At 71.3% G+C, this 18,373-nt stretch carries 11 protein-coding genes; 10 read left to right on the forward strand and 1 reads right to left on the reverse strand.

The window, feature by feature from the left end:
* Positions 1 to 33 precede the first annotated feature (33 nt).
* From ACFY4B_RS17600 to ACFY4B_RS17635, 8 genes are all read left to right on the forward strand, one after another.
* On the forward strand, positions 34 to 1,008 hold the full coding sequence (locus tag ACFY4B_RS17600; protein WP_387968592.1) for a hypothetical protein: 975 nt from the start codon (positions 34 to 36) through the stop codon (positions 1,006 to 1,008).
* Between the two features lie 52 nt (positions 1,009 to 1,060).
* Positions 1,061 to 1,792, forward strand: coding sequence for a hypothetical protein (locus ACFY4B_RS17605; protein WP_387968594.1), 732 nt, complete (start codon positions 1,061 to 1,063; stop codon positions 1,790 to 1,792).
* Positions 1,793 to 2,064: 272 nt separating this feature from the next.
* Complete coding sequence (locus ACFY4B_RS17610; protein ID WP_387968596.1) at positions 2,065 to 2,988, forward strand: hypothetical protein; 924 nt, start codon at positions 2,065 to 2,067, stop codon at positions 2,986 to 2,988.
* The gene (locus ACFY4B_RS17615) at positions 2,985 to 7,217 is read left to right on the forward strand and encodes a caspase family protein (protein WP_387968598.1); all 4,233 of its coding nucleotides are present in this window, start codon (positions 2,985 to 2,987) and stop codon (positions 7,215 to 7,217) included. The genes ACFY4B_RS17610 and ACFY4B_RS17615 overlap by 4 nt, the downstream gene beginning before the upstream one ends.
* An 85-nt stretch (positions 7,218 to 7,302) precedes the next feature.
* Entirely contained in the window at positions 7,303 to 8,703 is a 1,401-nt protein-coding gene (locus ACFY4B_RS17620; protein ID WP_387968600.1) for a hypothetical protein, read from the forward strand.
* Positions 8,700 to 10,709: a hypothetical protein gene (locus tag ACFY4B_RS17625; RefSeq protein ID WP_387968602.1), complete on the forward strand. Its 2,010-nt coding sequence runs from the start codon at positions 8,700 to 8,702 to the stop codon at positions 10,707 to 10,709. The genes ACFY4B_RS17620 and ACFY4B_RS17625 overlap by 4 nt, the downstream gene beginning before the upstream one ends.
* Positions 10,710 to 10,770: 61 nt before the next feature.
* A complete protein-coding gene (locus ACFY4B_RS17630; protein WP_387968604.1) occupies positions 10,771 to 11,868 on the forward strand; it encodes an AAA family ATPase in 1,098 nt (365 codons plus the stop codon).
* A complete protein-coding gene (locus ACFY4B_RS17635; protein WP_387968606.1) occupies positions 11,865 to 15,812 on the forward strand; it encodes a TIR-like protein FxsC in 3,948 nt (1,315 codons plus the stop codon). Before ACFY4B_RS17630 ends, ACFY4B_RS17635 begins: the two co-directional genes overlap by 4 nt.
* Before the next feature lie 99 nt (positions 15,813 to 15,911).
* On the opposite strand, the gene ACFY4B_RS17640 is transcribed toward ACFY4B_RS17635, so the two are convergent.
* On the reverse strand, positions 15,912 to 16,352 hold the full coding sequence (locus ACFY4B_RS17640; RefSeq protein ID WP_387968608.1) for a hypothetical protein: 441 nt from the start codon (positions 16,350 to 16,352) through the stop codon (positions 15,912 to 15,914).
* 204 nt (positions 16,353 to 16,556) lie between these two features.
* On the opposite strand from ACFY4B_RS17640, the gene ACFY4B_RS17645 reads away from it, so the two are divergent.
* Both ACFY4B_RS17645 and ACFY4B_RS17650 read left to right on the forward strand, forming a co-directional pair.
* On the forward strand, positions 16,557 to 17,723 hold the full coding sequence (locus ACFY4B_RS17645; protein WP_387968610.1) for a hypothetical protein: 1,167 nt from the start codon (positions 16,557 to 16,559) through the stop codon (positions 17,721 to 17,723).
* A 301-nt stretch (positions 17,724 to 18,024) separates the two neighbouring features.
* Positions 18,025 to 18,372, forward strand: coding sequence for a hypothetical protein (locus tag ACFY4B_RS17650; RefSeq protein ID WP_387968612.1), 348 nt, complete (start codon positions 18,025 to 18,027; stop codon positions 18,370 to 18,372).
* The last annotated feature ends 1 nt before the right edge of the window (position 18,373 follow it).

Raw genomic sequence — 18,373 nt, forward strand, 5'->3', positions numbered from 1 at the left:
GCCTACCCGGGGTCCGTGTCGGAGGAGGGCGACGTGTCGGGAACGGAAGCAGCCTCGGCGCGGCAACGCCTGGGACACTGGTGGCGGTTAGCGACCACGGCACCCGGAGGGCCGGCCGCGCGCAAGCTCACCAGAGAAGCGCAGGGCGCACTCAACGCGGTGGCATCCGGACGGCGGATATCGACCGCGCTGCGGATGGAGGTTCGCTCCGCCCACGCGGTGCTTCCGGTATTCAGCTTCTCCGTGTTTGCGAGCGCGTTGGTCGGCTTCGCCGTGTTCGGCCTCGAAGTCAAGGTCGTGAAGCGAACGCACGTCATCGAGCAGCTGCTCGCGCTCCAGAGCACGATCTTCGCGATGCTGGCGGCATCGATCCTCTACAGCATGCTCTTCGTCGCACTGCGGGCCGCCATGTGGTGCGCGCACGAGGCGGCCAAGGCACTGACAGACAGCAAGTGGAACCACTACCGGACACTCGAGCCGCTTCTGAAGGCGCTGGCGGCGTGTGAGTCGCCTGATCGGGCCGGAGATCTGCCACGGCTGCTGCGTAGCAGTGAGCGGGCCGTTCGGCGCGCCCGCCTGCGGCGCGGAACGGTTCCCCGCCGCTCGCACCGCCAGGCTGCGCTCAAAGGGCACGCCGGCAAGGTGGTCTCCGCCCTCCGGAAAGCCGAGGCGAGCCTGGATACGTATCCAGAACTCGCGCGGTGTGACTTGGCGGCCAAACTGCACTGCATCGCCGAGGCGTACGTGGAAGGCCGCTTGGGCGCCCTGCTACCGGAGTCCGACCTCGAAGGCGTCAAACCATCCGACGAGCTCGAGACTCTGCGGCTGGCCGTCCTCGCGGTGACCCCACCCGCTTTGGCTTGGACAGCCGAAGCCGTGGGTCTGACAGGGGGTGTACAGGTCCAGACGGTGGGCGCGGGGGTACTGATCTCGGCAGTCGTGCTGTTCGGCCGACGGGCCGCAGACAAGGTGCAGCAGATCCGCTCATTGAACAAGGACGGCTCGTAGACATGTTCGTCAGCTCTTGACGGTGCCGAGGCCCGAGGACACCTTGGGACACATGAGCAGCCAGACCTTTGAAGCCGAGGGCTACCGTTCGGGCGACGTGTTGAGGATGGCATGTCCGTTTACCGAGGTCACGGTCACTGGGGTCTTCCGGTCCCACGTCTCGGTGCGCTGGCCATGGTGGGAGATCGACACTGCGGCGGACGGGATCGAATGGAACGGCGACGTGGCTCTTCCGACGCCGACGGACGACGACTGGAGGAACGAGTTCTTCCGGACGGTGCCGGCGGTGGACACGGTGAAGGTCGGCGACAGGTGCCGGGTGGGGATCCCCGCGACCGTGGTGCACGTCCTGGCGGTCCGCCATTTCGATCCGCCCCTGGAGACGGGCTGGCTGCCGCGGCCCGCGACCTACCTCCACGTCCTGGGGCAGGGCGAGTCCTATGACGCCGGGCTCGAGGAGCAGGGGTACGAGATCGACCCGGTCGGTGGTGTGCCGTTCCAGCTCGAACTGCTCTTCCGCCCTTTCGCGTTCCTGGAAGCCGGCGACGAGGTCGTCGACCGCGACGGGCGCGCGTGGCGGTTCGACGCTCCGTGGTGCTGGAACGCGTTCGACGGCGGGCAGCCGAGCGCTCCGTCCTGGCCGCTCGCCCTGCTCTTCCGCAATGGTGCGCCGGCGCCCGAGGCCGTCGCGGCCGTCGCGGAGGCAACGGCCTCAGGCGGCTACGCCGACGAGGTGAGCCAGTGGGTTGCACTCACCCGGGCGGAGCCGACCGCGCCCGCCTGACCTGCCTCGGATTCCGGAACCGCGCGTGTGCCTGGTGTCGGTCACCGTCCTCATAGGGACTCGTGACCACGCTGGTGAGGAGTCATGCCAACACGCCCCCCAGCGTGTCATCGGTCGCGGGGTTGAGGTGGGGACCGTACTCGCCCCGCCCGACCGGAGGCGCAGCAGTGCAGAGCCGCCCGTCCGACGCCCCGAGGAGGAAGGGAGACTCCCGAGGTCCGGCCCCGGACTATGCTCGCGGCAGGAACACGGGGACGCGTTTGAGGGGGGCCATGAGCCGGGTTGTCGTGGTGCACGGGGTGGGGCGGCAACTCGACACCGCCGAGACCCTGTTGGCGGAGGTGGAGCCGGCGCTGCGCGGCGGGGTCGGCCTCGCGCTGCGTAGGGACCCCGCGCTCGGACACCTGGCGGACGGCGACATCGTCTGCGCCGGGTACGGAGACCTCTACCGGCAGGCCGGGACCCGCGGCGAGCCGTACTACCGGGCGGAGGACGTCGAGCCGGGATTCGAGACCGAGTTGCTGGAGGCCTGGTGGCGGGAGGCCGCCCGGCTCGATCCCGGTGTTCCCGGACCGGACGCCGGTGCCCCGGACGGGACGGGTGCCGCTCCCGCCGCCCGCGGCGCGGTCGGCCGCCTCGCCTCCCGCCCCCTGGCCGTGGAGCGGGTCCGCCGTGCCCTGCACGCCCTCACCCGCACCCGATACTTCGGCCCCGTTTCCGACCGGGTGCTCGTCTCGGACCTCAAGCAGGTGCGCCGGTACTTCACCGAGCCCGCGTTGCGTGCCGCCGTACGGGCCCGGGTCGAGGAGCTGATCACGCCGGACACCGAGGTGGTCGTGGGGCACTCGCTCGGCTCGGTGGTCGCCTACGAGGTACTGTGCGGCCTCCCTCCGGAGCGGCCGCCGCTGACGCTGGTCACGCTCGGCTCCCCGCTGGGCCTGGCCGGGCTGGTCTTCGACCGCCTGCAGCCGGCCCCGCGGCAGGACGGCACGGGGGTCTGGCCGGCCCCCGTCAAGCAGTGGACCAACATCGCCGACAGGTGCGACCTGGTCGCCGTCGTCCGCGAACTCGCGCCCCGGTTCGGCTCGGAGGTCGTGGACGTTCCGGTGGACAACGGCTCCGAGATGCACAGCATGCGCGCCTATCTGACGGCGGTGGAGACCGGGACGGCGATCGCCGCGGGACTGGCCCGGTGACGCACGGCCCGACGACGGGTGCTCCTGCCACGGGCGCGGCGGACGGGCTCAACCGGTATGTCCTCGCCTTCGGCGCCGACACGTTCCCCGTCGACCCGGTGCTCGAGGACCTGCCCGGCGTGCCCGAGGACCTGCGCCGGGTCAACGCCCTCTTCACCTCCCTCGGGTACCGGGAGATCCTCCCGCACCTGGCCGGCGCGCCCGATGCCCAGCAGCTGCGCGCGGACCTGGAGGACTGGCTCAAGGCGGACGAGCGGTGCGAGCAGGACGTGCTCGTCGTGTACTACGCGGGACACGGCCTGCGGGACGACCACTCCCACCGCGTCACCTTCCGCAACAGCCGCCACAACCGCCGGAGCACCACCCTCGGCTCCCGCGAACTCGCCGACCTGCTGGCCGACACCCGGGTCGGGCACGTCCTGCTGCTGCTCGACACCTGCTACTCCGAACTGGGCGCGGCCGAGATCACGGGCGTCACCGGCCACCTGGTGGACAACCGGCCCCCGGAAGCCGACGGCCTGTGGCTGGTGGCCTCCGCCCGCTCCCGTGAGCTCGCGTACGACCACGCCTTCGTGTCGGCCCTGGAGACCGCGGTACGCGCGAGCACGGCGGGGATGCGGCAGCGGTACCTGGACATCCCGACCGTGACCGACCAGATCAACGGCCACCTCAGGGAGCACCGCCCGGACCAGTGCGCCAACTACCACGCGGTGTCCGGCCGGGCGGTCCCGCCGTTCCTGCCCAACCCGAACTACCGGCCCGGCCTGCCCGACGAGGCGATGGACGTGGAGTCGCAGCGGGAGTGGACCGCGCACTTCGGTCCGCGGGGCCGCGGCGTGGAGTACGCGAGCGAGCCGGGCGACTGGTTCACCGGACGCCGGCAGGCCCTGGCCACGCTGGCGGGCTGGCTGCGCGACCCTGTCCACGACGCCCGGGCGCGCGTGGTGACCGGGGACCCGGGCTCCGGCAAGTCGGCCGTCCTGGGCCGGCTGCTCGCCCTGGCCCGCCCCGGCCATCCGGAAGCCCCTGCACACCTGCTGCCGCCGCCCGGATCGGTGACGGTGTCCGTGCACGCACACGGCACCACCCTGGAGAAGCTCACCGCACGGCTCGCCGCCGCACTGGGGGTGGAGGCGGACGGCCCGCCGCACCTGCTCGCGAGACTCGCCGAGTACGACGGCCCCCTGCGGACCGTGCTGATCGACGCACTGGAGGAAGCCGGTACCGGCGTCGGCGGGCGGGAACCCCAGCGCATCGCCCGCGAACTGCTCCGCCCGATGTCCACCCTGCACAACCTGCGCCTGCTGATCGGCACCCGCCGCACGATGATCCCCGAACTCGGCCGGGCCGTGGAGGTCGTCGACCTGGACCGCGAGGCGTACACCGGCCGCCACGACATCGAACAGTACGTACGACGCGCACTGGCCGAGAAACCCGGCGACCTGACGACACCGGAGCGCGAGGCCCTGGCCGCCGCGGTGGCCCGACGTGCCGGACGCTCCTTCCTCGTCGCCCGGATGACCGTACGGGCCCTGCTCCACGGACACCTGACCCCCGACCTGACCCGGCCGGGCTGGGAGGAGGAACTGCCCTCCGAGGTCGGACAAGCCTTCGACGACTACCTCGCCCGCTACGGCGAGCACGAGGACCGGGTCCGACGGCTGCTGCGCCCCCTGGCCTACGCGGAGGGCTCCGGCCTCCCGTGGGACTCCCTGTGGGCCCCGCTGGCGGCGGCCCTGTCGGGCGAGAAGTGCACCAACGACGACGTGGACTGGCTGCTGCGGCAGGCGGGCGCGTACGTGGTGGAGGCCCGGGCCGGCGAGGACCGGTCGGTGTTCCGGCTGTACCACGAGGCGCTGGCCGAGCACCTGCGCGATCCGCGCCGCAGCCGCGAGGACCAGCGCCGGATGACCGCGGAACTGCTCGCCTCCGTCCCGCCGCGGGCCGACAGCGACGGCCCGGACTGGGAGCGCGCGCACCCCTACGTCCACGCCCACCTGGCGGGCCACTCGGCGGCCTCGGGGGACCTCGAACACCTGCTGCGGGACCCGTGGTTCCTGGTGCACGCGGAGCCCGACGGGCTGCTGGCCGCCATGGACGGCGTGCCGGGTGGAGAGGCCGGGCGCATCTGCGCGATGTACCGGACCTCGGTCCACCTCCACCGTGATCTCTGCGTCCACGAACGGGCCCAGGTGCTCGCTGTGGACGCGGCCCGCTACCAGCTGGAGGACCACCGGAAGAGGCTGGGGCGGAGACTGGAGTGGGCGCCGCGGTGGGCGACCGGGTCACAGACGAGCAGCCTGTTCCGGGCCGAGCTGAGCTCGTGGTCCGACCACCCTCTGGTCGCCACGGAGATGAACGGAACGCCGGTCGTGCTCAGCCCACAGCGCAGTGGGCTGGTGCAGATCTGGGACCCCGCGCAACAGGCCTGCATCGCCACCTTGGACGGACACACCGGCAGGGTGTCGGCAATGGACTGCATCGACGTAGACGGCACCACGCTCGTCGTGACCGCATCCGACGACGGAACCGTGCGCGTCTGGGACCTCGCACGCACCACCGAACTCCGGAGATTCGTGGTGCAGAGCGAGGCCGAGACCGCCCGCAGGGCCGATCGACGAGGGGCGAGGAGCGTTGTGGCAGGCCTGGCCTGCGCCCGGGTCCACGGCGAGTCACTGATCGTCGGCTGCGCCCCGGACGGCTCGGCCTGGGCTCGGGAGTTGATGTCCGGTGAGGTTCGTCGGACCCTTCCGCCCCCGCCGAAGGGCTCTTACCACCGTCTCGCGCTCCTCTCTCCGGAGACACGGGTGGTGGTTACCGCCACTGTCGGCTTGTACTCCGGTCCATTGCTGTGGTGGAACCTGGAGACAGGGAAGTCGGATCACCTCCACGATTCCGAGGCCTGCATGACGACGGCGAGCGTTGACCAAGACGACCGCGAGCTCGTGGTCCATGGTTATCAGGATGGAAGGCTTCAGTTCCGCGACCCCATCACGAACACCATCGTCTCCTCCTACCGTGTCGGCGAGGGCTGGATCACGGCTCTCGCGTTCACCAAACTCAACGACCGCGCAGTCATGGTGGTGGGCTACGGGGACGGCTCAATGGAACTGAGGGATCAACAGCATGGCCAACTACTTGCCCGGCTCAACGGCCATACGGACTGGGTGACCTCCATCGTGATCACAAGTGTGAACGGCGAGCCTGTAGCCGCCAGCTCCAGCGTCAGCGGGTCCGTCCGTCTGTGGAGTCTGGACGAGCAGGCCGAGGCCACCGAGCCCGTGGGTCACTCCAGCCAGGTGTCGTCCGTCGCGTGCACGGTAGTGGGCGGAGCCGCTGTCGCCGTGTCGGCGAGCAAGGACCACACGGCACGGGTCTGGGATGTAGCCTCCGGAAAGTTGCTACAACTATTGGCGGGTCATACCCACTGGGTGGGGCAGGTGGCCTGCACAGCAGTCTCCGGCACACCGACCGCCGTGACCGGCGGACATGACAGGACCATCCGGATGTGGAACCTCACGGATGGCTCGGAGACCGGCAGAACCGAGGCGAGCTATTCGGCACCGCTGGCCTGCGGATACCTCGACAACGGTCCGATCGCCCTGGTCGCACAGGGGAAATTCGAAAACGAGCGGACGCACATATGGCATCTGGAGACCCTAGGGGCTGCTGGAACCTTCGAGGGCACCCAAGGTACGTCCGCCCTGGCATGGGCTCTCGTGGACGGACAACCCTTGGCAGTCGTCTCGGGGTACTCGCGCCAGCCCAGCGAGCGGCGGACAGCGCTCTGGAATCTCACCGACCAGACCAAGACAGGTGACTTGGAAGGCCTTTCAGACCAGGTCAACGCCCTGGCTTGCGGCTCTGACGGACGTAACCCTGTGGTCCTGGCAGCTACGGCGACCAACGGTGCCCAGGTGTGGGATCTGCGGACCCGACAACTGCGTCACCGGCTCGGTGGCGGCTGGGTGTCCGATGTGGAGTTCGGCCTGTTGGACGGGACGCCGGTGGCCGTCACCGCCGGCTATCGCTCCGTCTGTATCTGGGACCTTGCCCACGGCGCGCTCCTTCATGAGGTCCAGATGCCAGTGCGTCCCGCCGCTGTCGCCTTCGCCCCAGGCGGTGAGCTCGTCGTCGGAGCCGGATACGAGGTGGTCGTCCTGCAGCGCTCAGGTGCTTCTCGCACCAGCCCAAACCGAGGGCATGCTGCCGAGCCCCTGGGACGGTAGGCATTCGCCCGGATCCTGCGCTCAACGCCTCACGCAGCGCTAGGGTGCTGTCCGGACACGGGATGTGGGTAGGCGTGGGGGTGGCATGCGGTTCCTGTTCGTGCACGGCACCGGCGTACGACGGGACGGTTACGACCCGCTGTTCGGGCGGGTCTGCCGTGAACTCCTGGCCCGGTTCCCGGATGCCGAGATGATGCCCTGTTACTGGGGCGACGACCACGGTGCGACGCTCGGCGCGGGCGGTGCCTCGATCCCGGGGTTCCCGGGCCTTCCGTCGTCCCTCCCCGCCGCTTCGGAACAGGGATACGGCGGACCGGTCGTGCCGGGTCCGGAGACGCTGGTGAGTCGATCCGACGGCAGCTGGACGCTGCTGTACGTCGATCCCCTTTGCGAGCTCCGGGTCCTGGCCGAGCTGCCCGTCGAGGACGAGGGGTTCGAGTCGCCCGGTTTCCGTTCGCCCGGTGCGGCCGTGGCCGCCGCGTTGGCCGGGTTGGCGAACGGGACGCTGACCGGATCACCGGAGAACCCTTCCCCGGCCGGAGCTTCTGGCGGAACATCGGTGGACGGCACATCCCACGACGTGGCCGCGTCGGCCGCACGCGAGTTGTCCGGTCTGCTGGTGTCCATCGGGCTGGCCACCCATATGCGGACCGCGCTGCGGCAGGTTGCGGACTCACCGGAGTTCGACGAGGCGTGCGAGCGGGCCGTCGATCCCGCGACCGCCGCCGAGCTGACTGCGGCGACCGCCCGCGCGGTCGCTGCCGCGCTCCTCATCTCGGCCGGTCCCACCACGCCGTGCACAGCAGATGAACGCGACCGTGTGGCCGAGCTCCTGGCCGACCTCCTCGGCGGTACCGCCCGCGGTCCCCTGGGCCGGGCCGCCGGTGTCCTCGGCAAGCTCGGGATGCGCATGGGCGGCCAGTACCTGCTGAACCGTCACCGCGGCGCCCTGACGGTGGGGCTCACCCCCGCGCTGGGCGACATCCTGCGCTACCAGGCGCGCGGCGGTCCGCTCCGCCGCTACCTGACCGAGAGGATCGCGGCTTCCCCCGGGCCGACGGTGGTCATCGGCCACAGCCTCGGCGGTATCGCGCTGGTCGACCTCCTGGCCCTGGCGGCCTCCCGCCAGGAGGTCCCCGAGGGGCTGCGACTCCTGGTGACGGTCGGTTCCCAGGCCCCCTACCTGCACGAACTGGGCGCCCTGCACGGTCTGGAACCCGGCGCCGCCCTGCCGAACGGCTTTCCCGAGTGGCTGAACATCTACGACCCGAACGACCTCCTCGGCTACCGCGCCGGCCCCGTCTTCCCCGGCGACGCGCGGATCACCGATCACGAGGTGACCAGCCGACAGCCGTTCCCCTACTCCCACAGCGCCTACTTCGGCCTGCCCGCGCTCTACGACCGGATCGCCACCGCGCTGGCCGACACGCCCGGTCCCTCTCCTCAGCCGGACGGGCCGGACAGGGCCCGGGGAGGCGCCGGGTGATCGACCGGCCACAGCCGGACTTCCCACCCCTGGCGCCCGAGCGCGTCTTCGCACTCGTGGTGGGCATCGAGTCCTACCGGGTGGGCACCGACTGGGACCTGCGCGGCCCTGCCCGGGACGCCGTACGCGTCGCCCAGTGGTTGTCCGGCCCGGCCGGGGTACCCGAGGCCAACATCCGGCTGTTCCTCTCACCACTGCCCGTGCCCCCTCAGGGCCACCTCCCGGAGCAGCCCGACACCTCCGCCCTGCCCGCCCACCGCCCCGCCACCGGCGCCGACATCGAGGACGCGCTGCTGCGCGAACTGCCCAAGCACGACGGCGACCTGCTGTTCATCTACTGGGCCGGCCACGGCTACGCCGGCGACCAGGACCAGTTGCTGCTGCCGTTCGCCGATGCCTCCACCACTCCCATCCGGCACCTCGACCTCGACTCGGCCCTCCGGTTCTGGAACTCCAACAAGGTCCACCAGGCCTTCCGTCGGATCGTCTCGATAGGCGACGCCTGCAGGCTCGACCCACGCACCGGAACCCGCTCCACCTTCGGCCGCAACGACTACGGCGAGGGAAAGCCCGTACGCAGCCGCCGGACCTTCACCCTCTACGCCTCCCGGGCCGGCATGCCCGCACAGAACATCGCCGGCGGCGGCCGGCTCACCGAGGCGCTGCTGGCCCGGCTCACCGGGCTCACACTCGACGAGAGCATCCGCAGCCTGCCCGACATCGCCCGACTGGTCCACGACGACCTCGCCACGGGCGGCGAGGTCCACCAGGAGGTCCAGTGGCGCATCACCGGCTGGGACGGCAACCCGCTGCTCGACACCGGTTGGCCGGAAGCGCCGCTCGGCGCGCCCCGGCTCGACGAGCAGGCCTGGGCGGAGTTGCGCTCGCTGCTCGCCGGACCCGACCTGCCGCCCGAGGCCTACAACGCCTACTGCTGGGCCTTCGAGGCGGCCGGCTGCGTCCCGCCCGGCCCGGTGCTACCCGCCGCCGAGCCGATGGCGGTGGTGCGCGACCTAGACCAGCGGCTAGGAAGCAGCACCCGCAGGATCCCGCTCCCGCTCGCCTTCGTCGGCTACCTCGCCGCCCGGCAGAGCGACGGAGAGCAAGCCGAGCGGCTGGCCGACTGGGTCCGACGCACCGGCGTACGGTTGGGCACGGACGCCATCCCCGCTCCTCCCGCGCCCGAGCGCGAGGGGCGGGCCGAGCTGCACGTGCGGCTCACCGAGTCCACTACCGAGGACGCCTTCCTGGCGCGGATGTGGCTCTATCGGAACGGGTTCGAGACGCTCTGGGAATCCGGCGCACCGGTCTCCCTGGCGGCCGTCCAGCAGGAACTGGTCCACCAGCTGTTCGAGGCACCGGCCGGCCCGGAGGTGGGGCGCATAGAGTTCCACGTCCCCGAGATCCTGCTCGACGAGGAGTTCGAGGGTTGGCCCCTGCCGACTCGCGGCAGCCGCCAGGGCGAGATCGGCTGTACGTACGAGGTCGTGGTCCGCTGCCCCGAGGAGCGCACCCACCAGTCCGGGCGCCGCTGGCTGCGCAAGTGGGCCTGGTACCGCAAGCACGGAGGCCGCCGGTCGGACGCCGTCCTGTCGCTCGCCGGTAGCACGCCGATCGACAGCGGGCTCGCCGACCGGCTCGGGGCCGACGGCCACCCGGTCTGCGCACTGCTCGACCGGCACACCGCCCCTCTGCATGACCGGCTGGAGGTCCTGCTCGACGCCGGACTGCCCATCGCCCTGTGGCGCCGGACGGGAAGGGACGGGGCGCACAACCCGGCCTCCGCCTGCGCCTGCAACCGGGCCGAGGACGAGTTGGCGGTCGTCCTCGCCTGGCTCTGGACTGCTGAGGGCACCGGGAGCCCGGATTTCGACCTCGGTCAGCTGCCGTCCGTGGTGCGGAAACTGCGGATCGGTGGCGGGCCCTGCGGGTGCCCCGTGGGTCTGCGCCTGGGACTGCTCTGGGACGACCCGGAGCACCGGCCCCAGACCGGATCGCTGTCATGACCCCCGGCTGCCGCGACCGGCGCAGTGGGGAACCCCGGAGCCGAAGGGAAGGAACCAGCGCATGAAGGACTGGTGGATCTATCAGGGCGAAGGGACACCGGACACCCGGCTCGACGCCCTCGCGGCCAAGCAGCCGCCGTGGCGTGACTTCGACGGCACCCCGGACCCGGACTACCGGCCGCCCAGCGGCACCGGCCGGGCCTGGGAGCGGACCGTGCGGCGCGGCACCGGCTACGTCCCTGACGAGGCCGAGATCGACACCGTCAACACGGCGCTCTACCTGCGCCGGCCCCTGCTCGTCACCGGCAAGCCCGGCATCGGCAAGTCCACCCTCGCCTACAGCATCGCCGTCGACCTCGGCCTCGGCCCGGTGCTCTACTGGCCGATCACCAGTCGCAGCAGCCTGCGCGACGGCCTCTACCGCTACGACGCGATCAGCCGCCTGCACGACGCCAACCTCCAGCAGCTGCAGGCCGGCCGCACGCCCGCGCACGACCCGGCCGGCGCCCCGGCCAGCCCCGAGACCCCGGCCGCCCCCGATCGTTCGATCGCCCCGTACCTTCGGCTCGGCCCGCTCGGCACCGCACTGCTGCCACAGGACCGCCCCCGGGTCCTCCTGGTGGACGAGATCGACAAGAGTGACATCGACCTCCCAGGAGACCTGCTCACCGTGTTCGAGGAGGGCGGCTTCGAGATCCCCGAACTCGTCAGGATGGCGGCTCGCGAGCCACGGGTACGGATCGGCACCGACGACGACGCGTCGGACGATGCCAATGCCGATGTGGTCATCGACTGTGGGCGTGTTCAGTGCCGTGCCTTTCCCGTCGTCATTCTCACGAGCAACAACGAGCGCGACTTTCCCCCGCCCTTCCTGCGCCGCTGCATCCGCCTGCACGTCCAACCGCCCTCGACCGACAAGCTCGAACGGATCGTCCGCCAACGGCTCCGGCTGCCCGCCGATCTCGCCCCCGAGCGCCAGGAACTGCTCCATGACCTGATCCGCGCCTTCGACGAGCGGAGGATCGACGGGGACCTGGCGACCGATCAGCTGCTCAACGCCGTCCAGCTCAGGCTCAGCGGCGCCTGGTCCGACGAAAGGGAGCGCGACGTCTTCCTGGGCACCGTCCTGCAGAAACTCACCGGACCGACAGCGCCGTGATCGACCGTCTGCTGCGTGCGCTCGCCGAGGCCGACACCGCCTCGGCGGCCGGCCTGGCGCCTGAGGAGCTCGCCGACATCGTCTGGCTGGCCAGCTGCCTCGACGGCTCCGCGGCCGTGCGCCCGCAGCCCCTGGACCGGTCCGACGCTCCTTCGCCGGAGCCGTCGGACGGTACTGCCCGGCAACACCGGCGCGGCACCGCGCAGGGCGGACCGTCCGACGCCCGCACCGAGCGGCATTACGCGACAGCCGACCTGGCCGACCACAGCGCCGCCCCCGCAGGCTCCGGCTCCCGACACGGCGACCTGGTGCGTGTCGCCCGTGCCGGCGCCTTGACGGACCCGCTCGCCGTGATGCGGGCGCTTCGCCCGCTCGGACGCCACGCTGGCGCCGACAGCCGGGGTGAACCGGAGCTCGACGAGGAGGCCACCGTCAGCACCGGCGCCGACCAGCGCATGCTCATCCCCGTGCTGTGTCCGAGGCCGGGCCGGTGGCTGGACCTCGCCCTCGTCATCGACACGCACCGCTCGATGGTCCTCTGGCACGACCTCGTGGCCGACCTGCGCCGGGTGGTCACCCAGACCGGGGTCTTCCGCGACGTGCGAACCTGGTACCTCGGCGGCACCGAGGCCGACGGCAGTCCCGTCCTGTACACCCGCCCCGGCGGGACACCGCGCCGACCCCAGGAGATTGCCGACCCGTCCGGGCACCGACTCGTCCTGGTGGTCACCGACACCGTCGGCGGTGCCTGGGGACAGCCGGCCCTGGACTCGGTCCTGCGCGGCTGGGCTCGACACGGCTCCGCCGCCGTTCTCAACGTCCTGCCCGAACGCCTCTGGTCACGCGGCGCCGTCCGGCCTTCCCCGCTGTCGCTGCGCACCACCGCCCCGGCGGCGCCCAACGCCCGCTGGGAGAGCACCGCCGCCGGCCGCCGGGGCCGCGTCCACCGCCGCCGGGGGGCCGGACCGGCCAGCCGCCCACTGCCGGTGCCGATCGTCGAACCGAACCCGGCGGGGCTCGCCGCACTCGCCACACTGGTGTCCGGCAGCGGGCGACGCGCCCGGCTGAGCTGCCTGCTCGTCGACGGGGCCGGCCACATAGGCTCCGGCCCGGGACCGGAGGCCGGTACCGACCTGGTGCTGGAAGGGGAGCACACGCTCTCAGAGACGGACCGCCCGGCGGCATCGGCGACCGCCGCTGCGGTACTGAGGCGGTTCCGTGAGACCGCCTCGCCGCCCGCCCGTGAACTAGCGGGCTATCTCTCCGCCGTACCGCTCGTCCTTCCCGTGATGACCCTCGTCCGCCGGACCATGCTCCCGCAGTCCGACCACGGCCACCTCGCCGAGGTCCTGCTGGGCGGCCTGCTCGCTCCCTGGGAAGCCCCCGCCCCCGGTCTGAGTGCTGACGACCTGAAGTTCGAGTTCCTCCCCGGCCTACGCGACGCGCTGCTCGGCGCCCAGCGCCGCGAGGACATCCTGCGGATCCGCGTCGCCGTACGCCACCAAGTGGCCGCCTACCTACGGTCGCACCGTGGCACGCCCGCCGACTTCCCGGCGGCCCGCGTGGCCGACGGCACCAGGGGCCGCGCGCTGGCACCCGGAGCACTGCCCTTCGCGGAGAGCGCCGTCGCGGGCGCTGCAGCACCGCCCCGACCGAGCAGGACCATCCCGGTCGCCGATGCGCTCGCGGACCCGGCGCTGCTGGGCGTCGAACCGCCGGAACGCCGCCCGGGAGCCGAAGGGCTGCCGGCCCTGATCCCGTACCACCGACGCGAACTGGACGACGAGCTGTCACGAGCCGTACGCCACGCCCTCGACGGCCGCAGCACCGGCGTCCTGGTAGTCGGCGCTCCGGGAACCGGTAGGACCAGAGCCTGTCTGGAGGCGCTCCGGCAGCTACCCGACGGCTGGCAGGTCTGGCGGCCCGACGGCGCGCTGGACATCTGCACCCAGACGGCGGAGATCGGGCCACGGACGGTGGTCTGGCTCGACGACGCGGAGTCGGTGTTCGGCGCCCAGGATCCTGCCGGTGTGACAGCGATCGACCTGCTGACGATGCTGATCAGGGAGCGCCCCACCCGCCGCGCCCCAGTCCTGTTCCTGGGCACCGTGCGGGCCGACTCCCTCGAATACGTCAGGGCGCGGTTCGGAGAGGCCCGGCTGTCGGCCCTGGTAGCGTCGGTCGAGACGGTGATCGTCCCGGAACGGCTCACCTCGCAGGAGACCTCGGCCATCAGGCGAGCCAACCGAACCGACCCTCGGCTCGTCGAAGCCGTCCGGGTCGCCGCCTGGGACCGACGGGTCATTCAACTCCTGGCCGCGGCACCATCGCTGCGTCGACGGCTCGAGGAGGCGCCCTCCACCGTACGTGCACTCCTGAACGCGGTGCTGGACGCGATGCGGAGCGGCTACCGGCGCGGTCTCACCGGGCCCACCCTGGCCACCAGGGCACAGGCCTACCTGTCCGATGAACAGTTCCAGCAGCTGCCGTCCGACTGGTTCGCCGACGCACTCGCCTATGCCGTAGAAGGCAGCGACTCGACAGGACTGCTGCAGCCCTGGCAGGAGACAGCCTCAACCGAGACCTCCTATGCCCTTCACCCGTTGGCGGAGGAATGGTGCGACACGCTGATGCCCCGGCTGCCCGGGTCCCTCCGGTCAGTCGCGGCGGTCGACTCGGAACGCGGCTGGGACGAGGACGATTTCCGGCCGTACTTCTTCCTCTCCTACGCGCACACTCCAGAGTCCGGTGCTCGGGGTGCGAACGATTCCAATAGCTGGGTCAGGCAGTTGTACCGGGATCTCTGCGAGGCGGTGCTGCAGCTCACCACCGTCCCGGACGGGGTCGCGGTCGGCTTCATGGACGAGTCCATGCACCAGGGCGAGTTGTGGGCCGAACGGCTGTCCGACGAGTTGGCGACGTGCCGGGTCTTCGTACCCCTGTACTCCCCGAGGTACTTCAACAGCGTTCCGTGCGGCCAGGAGTGGCACGCCTTCACCCGTCGGCCGGTCTACCCGGCGAACCTCGACTCCGGGCGCACCGGCGGCATCGTGCCGGTGCTGTGGGCGCCGATGAGCCGCTACCGGCTGCCGAACGTGGCCAGTGAACTCCAGTTCGACCACGCGAGCTTCGGACCCGAGTACGCCACCGAGGGGCTCTACGCGCTGATGAAGCTCAGCTACTTCCGCTCCTCCTACGAGCTGGCCGTGCACCGGCTGGCGGCCCGGATCGTCCAGGTCGCCGAGGAGACGGTGATCCCGGTCGGGCGGCGGCTGGAGTTCAACACCCTCCCGAGCGCCTTCAACGTCACCGCCCCGACCAAGCAGCTGCGGATCTATGTCCTCGCCGACCGCCGGGACGAGTTGCCCGCCGACCGCAGCCCGGACTACTACGGCGAGCGGCGCACCGACTGGCACCCGTACCGGCCGGTCGGGTCGCCGATCGCCCAGCACGCGGCCCGTCTCGCACGGCAGTTGGGGTTCCAGCCGACCGTGCACGAGTTCGACGACGAGGTCGAGTCGATCATCGACGGCAACGCCGAGGCGCCCGGCCTGCTGCTGCTCGACCGCTGGGCGCTGCGCGACCCGCGCCGGCGCGAACTGGTCCGGCGCTTCGACCGCTCGGACGCCACCTGGGTGAGCATCCTGGAGCCGTTCAACGGCGACGACCCCGAGTGCGCCGAACGCTCCGACGAACTCGGCGACCTGAGCGACGAGACGCTGCGCATCACCCGGCGCGCGAGCCGGCCGAGCTCCCTCGGCGCGACCGGCCAGACCGGACTGCACACGCTGGAGGACTTCGACGACGCGCTGCCCCGGGCGGCGATGAAGGCCAAGTACGCCTTCGAGGGCCGCACCCGGGCCGAACCGGAGGAACCGCCGCCACCGCGGACGAGCCTGCGGGACGCGTTCCGGGCCCTGGGGGATGGCAATGGGCCGACATAGGCAGCCCCCGCTTCGCTCAACCCTGTCCGATGCCCGGGGCTGCCTTGGCACCAGGCCCCTGACACAACCAGCTCTCACCTCATGCCCCACAGAACGCGTTCAACGGTCACAGGGCAGCAGATCGCCCAAGGCATTCTTGAAGGCCGTGAGCGGATAGTGCTCGCTTCCACAACCGGACATCTCAAGCTTCTTGAGCTGTCCCCCGACAATGTGGGAGAGCAGCGGCACCGGGAGGGCATCGGGCCAGAGGCCGGTCCGCTTGCCCTCCGAGAGCACCCGGCGGAACGCGCCGGTGGAGCCCCGCAGGCTCCGGCCGTTCGCCTTCAACTCCTCGGCGGCGCACTCGCCTTGGCCCTCGACAACCTGGAGCAGGATCTGCTGCGCGCGGGGCGGGAGGCGGTCGTAGTACGAGCGGGCCCGCTCCGGCGTCCAACGGTCGTCGGGCACCGCGGTCACGACCGCCGTCGGCGTGGCGGCGAGGGCGAGCAGCTTCTCGAGCACCTCGGGGGTCGGATTCTCCACGGTGATCGTGATCTTCATGACGGACACCTTGGCAGCTTGATGGGCTGAACACAAATAACCTCGACAAACGTGTCACAGACGCGAGGGCGGCATCCGGCTCGGATTGTGTACCAAGAAACGTGTTGCGTCCTCTAACTGGATTTAGAGGACGCAACACAGGGGCTGGTACAGATACGCTGTCCCGGACGGATCATCAGCCCGCCATGCCGGAAGGAGAGCGCCGTGGATGCCGAGGCGTCGGACTCCCTGCCGGCCCTGATGGAACGCTCCACCGAGGTGGTGATCGGCGAGCTGGTGGACGACGGTCAGGCCCTCGTGCAGTTCGCGTTCGCCGGGGTCGACCCCAACGGGACGCTGACCGAGGACGCGGCCGACGACCTCGCCTCCGCCCGGCCGGCGCGCACCAGCCAGACCTACGCCGAGCAGTGGCGCTACTTCGCCCGCTGGTGCGCCGACAACGGCCGCCACCCGGGGCCGCGTACCAGCGAGGCGAACATGGTCTCCTACGTCTCGCACCTACGGCGCCTCGGCGGACGGGACGGCACAGGCGCGCCCGTCAGCTCGCTGCGCCTGGCGATGGCCGCCATCCGCGACGCCAACGCCCGTGCGGGGTACGAGAACTGGCCCCCGAAGAAGGCGACCGCCGAACTGATCCGCAAGCAGGCCGCCGAGCACGCCCGCGCCCGCCGCACCCCGAGGTCGAGCCCGCCCGTCGACGCCGCCCGCATCGCCCACCTCCAGCAGGGCACGACCGCCGACATCCCGCTCGCCCGCTGGCGCGACCTGACCATCCTGCACCTCGGCTACCGCACCCGTGCCCGGCGCTCCGAGCAGGCTGCCTACCGTATCGACTCCGTCGTCTTCGAGCGCCTGGAGGACGGCACCGAGCAGATGGTCGTCGGCAAGCGCACGTCGAAGAACGACCACTGGTCCACCGGCCGCGAGTACGTCGTCCGCGACCCGGTAGCAATCACCGTCGTCCGCACCTACATCTCTCTGCTCGCCGAACTCGGCCAGGCAGAACCGCAGTTGCCGCTGCTGCGCGGCATCACCCGGTGGGGCCGGCTGATGCCCGTCCCCGCCTCCGGAACCGGCATGACCGGCCACTCGGTGAACCGCGCCTTCAAGCGCATGGTCACCCGCACTCCCGGCTTCGACGCCAAGAACGCCACCAGCCACGGCCTGCGCGCCGGCGTCCCCGCCGACCTCGCCGCCCAGGGCTACAGCGCCGCCGAGATCATGATCATCACCGAGGACTGGAAGTCCACCACCATGGTGGAGAAGTACGCCAAGGCCGGGCTACGCCGCGCGGGCAAGGACGACCTCGGCCGGGCCCAACAGGCCCTCGACGCCCTGGTCGTCCCACCGCCGACCGATCCCGTCGAATAGACAGGACGGGCGAAACCCCCGTATTTGCCGTGTCGTTGTCGGTCCACTCGATGGGTCACGGCTGGCCGCACTGGCCACTGATTCGCCCGGCGTGGCCAAGAGGTCGGCTGGGCTCTGGGGGCGGCAGAAGGAGGGTCCGACCACGCGGTCATCGTGCTGCTGCCGGAACACTCCCGCCCCAGCGTCCGGAGCGACGCGCTCTTCGCCTTCCAGCCCCGGGGCAATGCGGCGGCCAGGTCCGCCGACAAGCTGATCCCGCAAGTGCCCGGTGTGCGACAGTTCCGTCGCCTCCGCCGCCACGATGGCCGCCACCGCCCAGGACCTGGACCGCCTCAGTGGCGACCTGCAGGTCATCGGCAGTGGCACATCGGCTCTGCGCCGCCGACTCGCCAAACAGAAAGAGCAGTTGCAGGAACTGCGCTCCGCGCTGGCCCGCATGCAGGACGAGTTGAACGAGATCAGCGCCGGCCTGCGTGCGCCGCAACGGGAACCGGACGACCTGCTGCGTGGCGCGCACGTGCACGGATGCATCAGCCCCTACCTTCGACACCGCCGACGGCCTGGTACGGCTCCCCAGCATGGCCTGACGCAGCGCCGTGGCCCGGGCCCGCGGGCGGTGTCGGTGGTCGACCCTAGTGTGCCCTGGTGAA

The sequence above is a fragment of the Kitasatospora sp. NPDC001261 genome (assembly GCF_042896795.1).
Taxonomy (GTDB): domain Bacteria; phylum Actinomycetota; class Actinomycetes; order Streptomycetales; family Streptomycetaceae; genus Kitasatospora.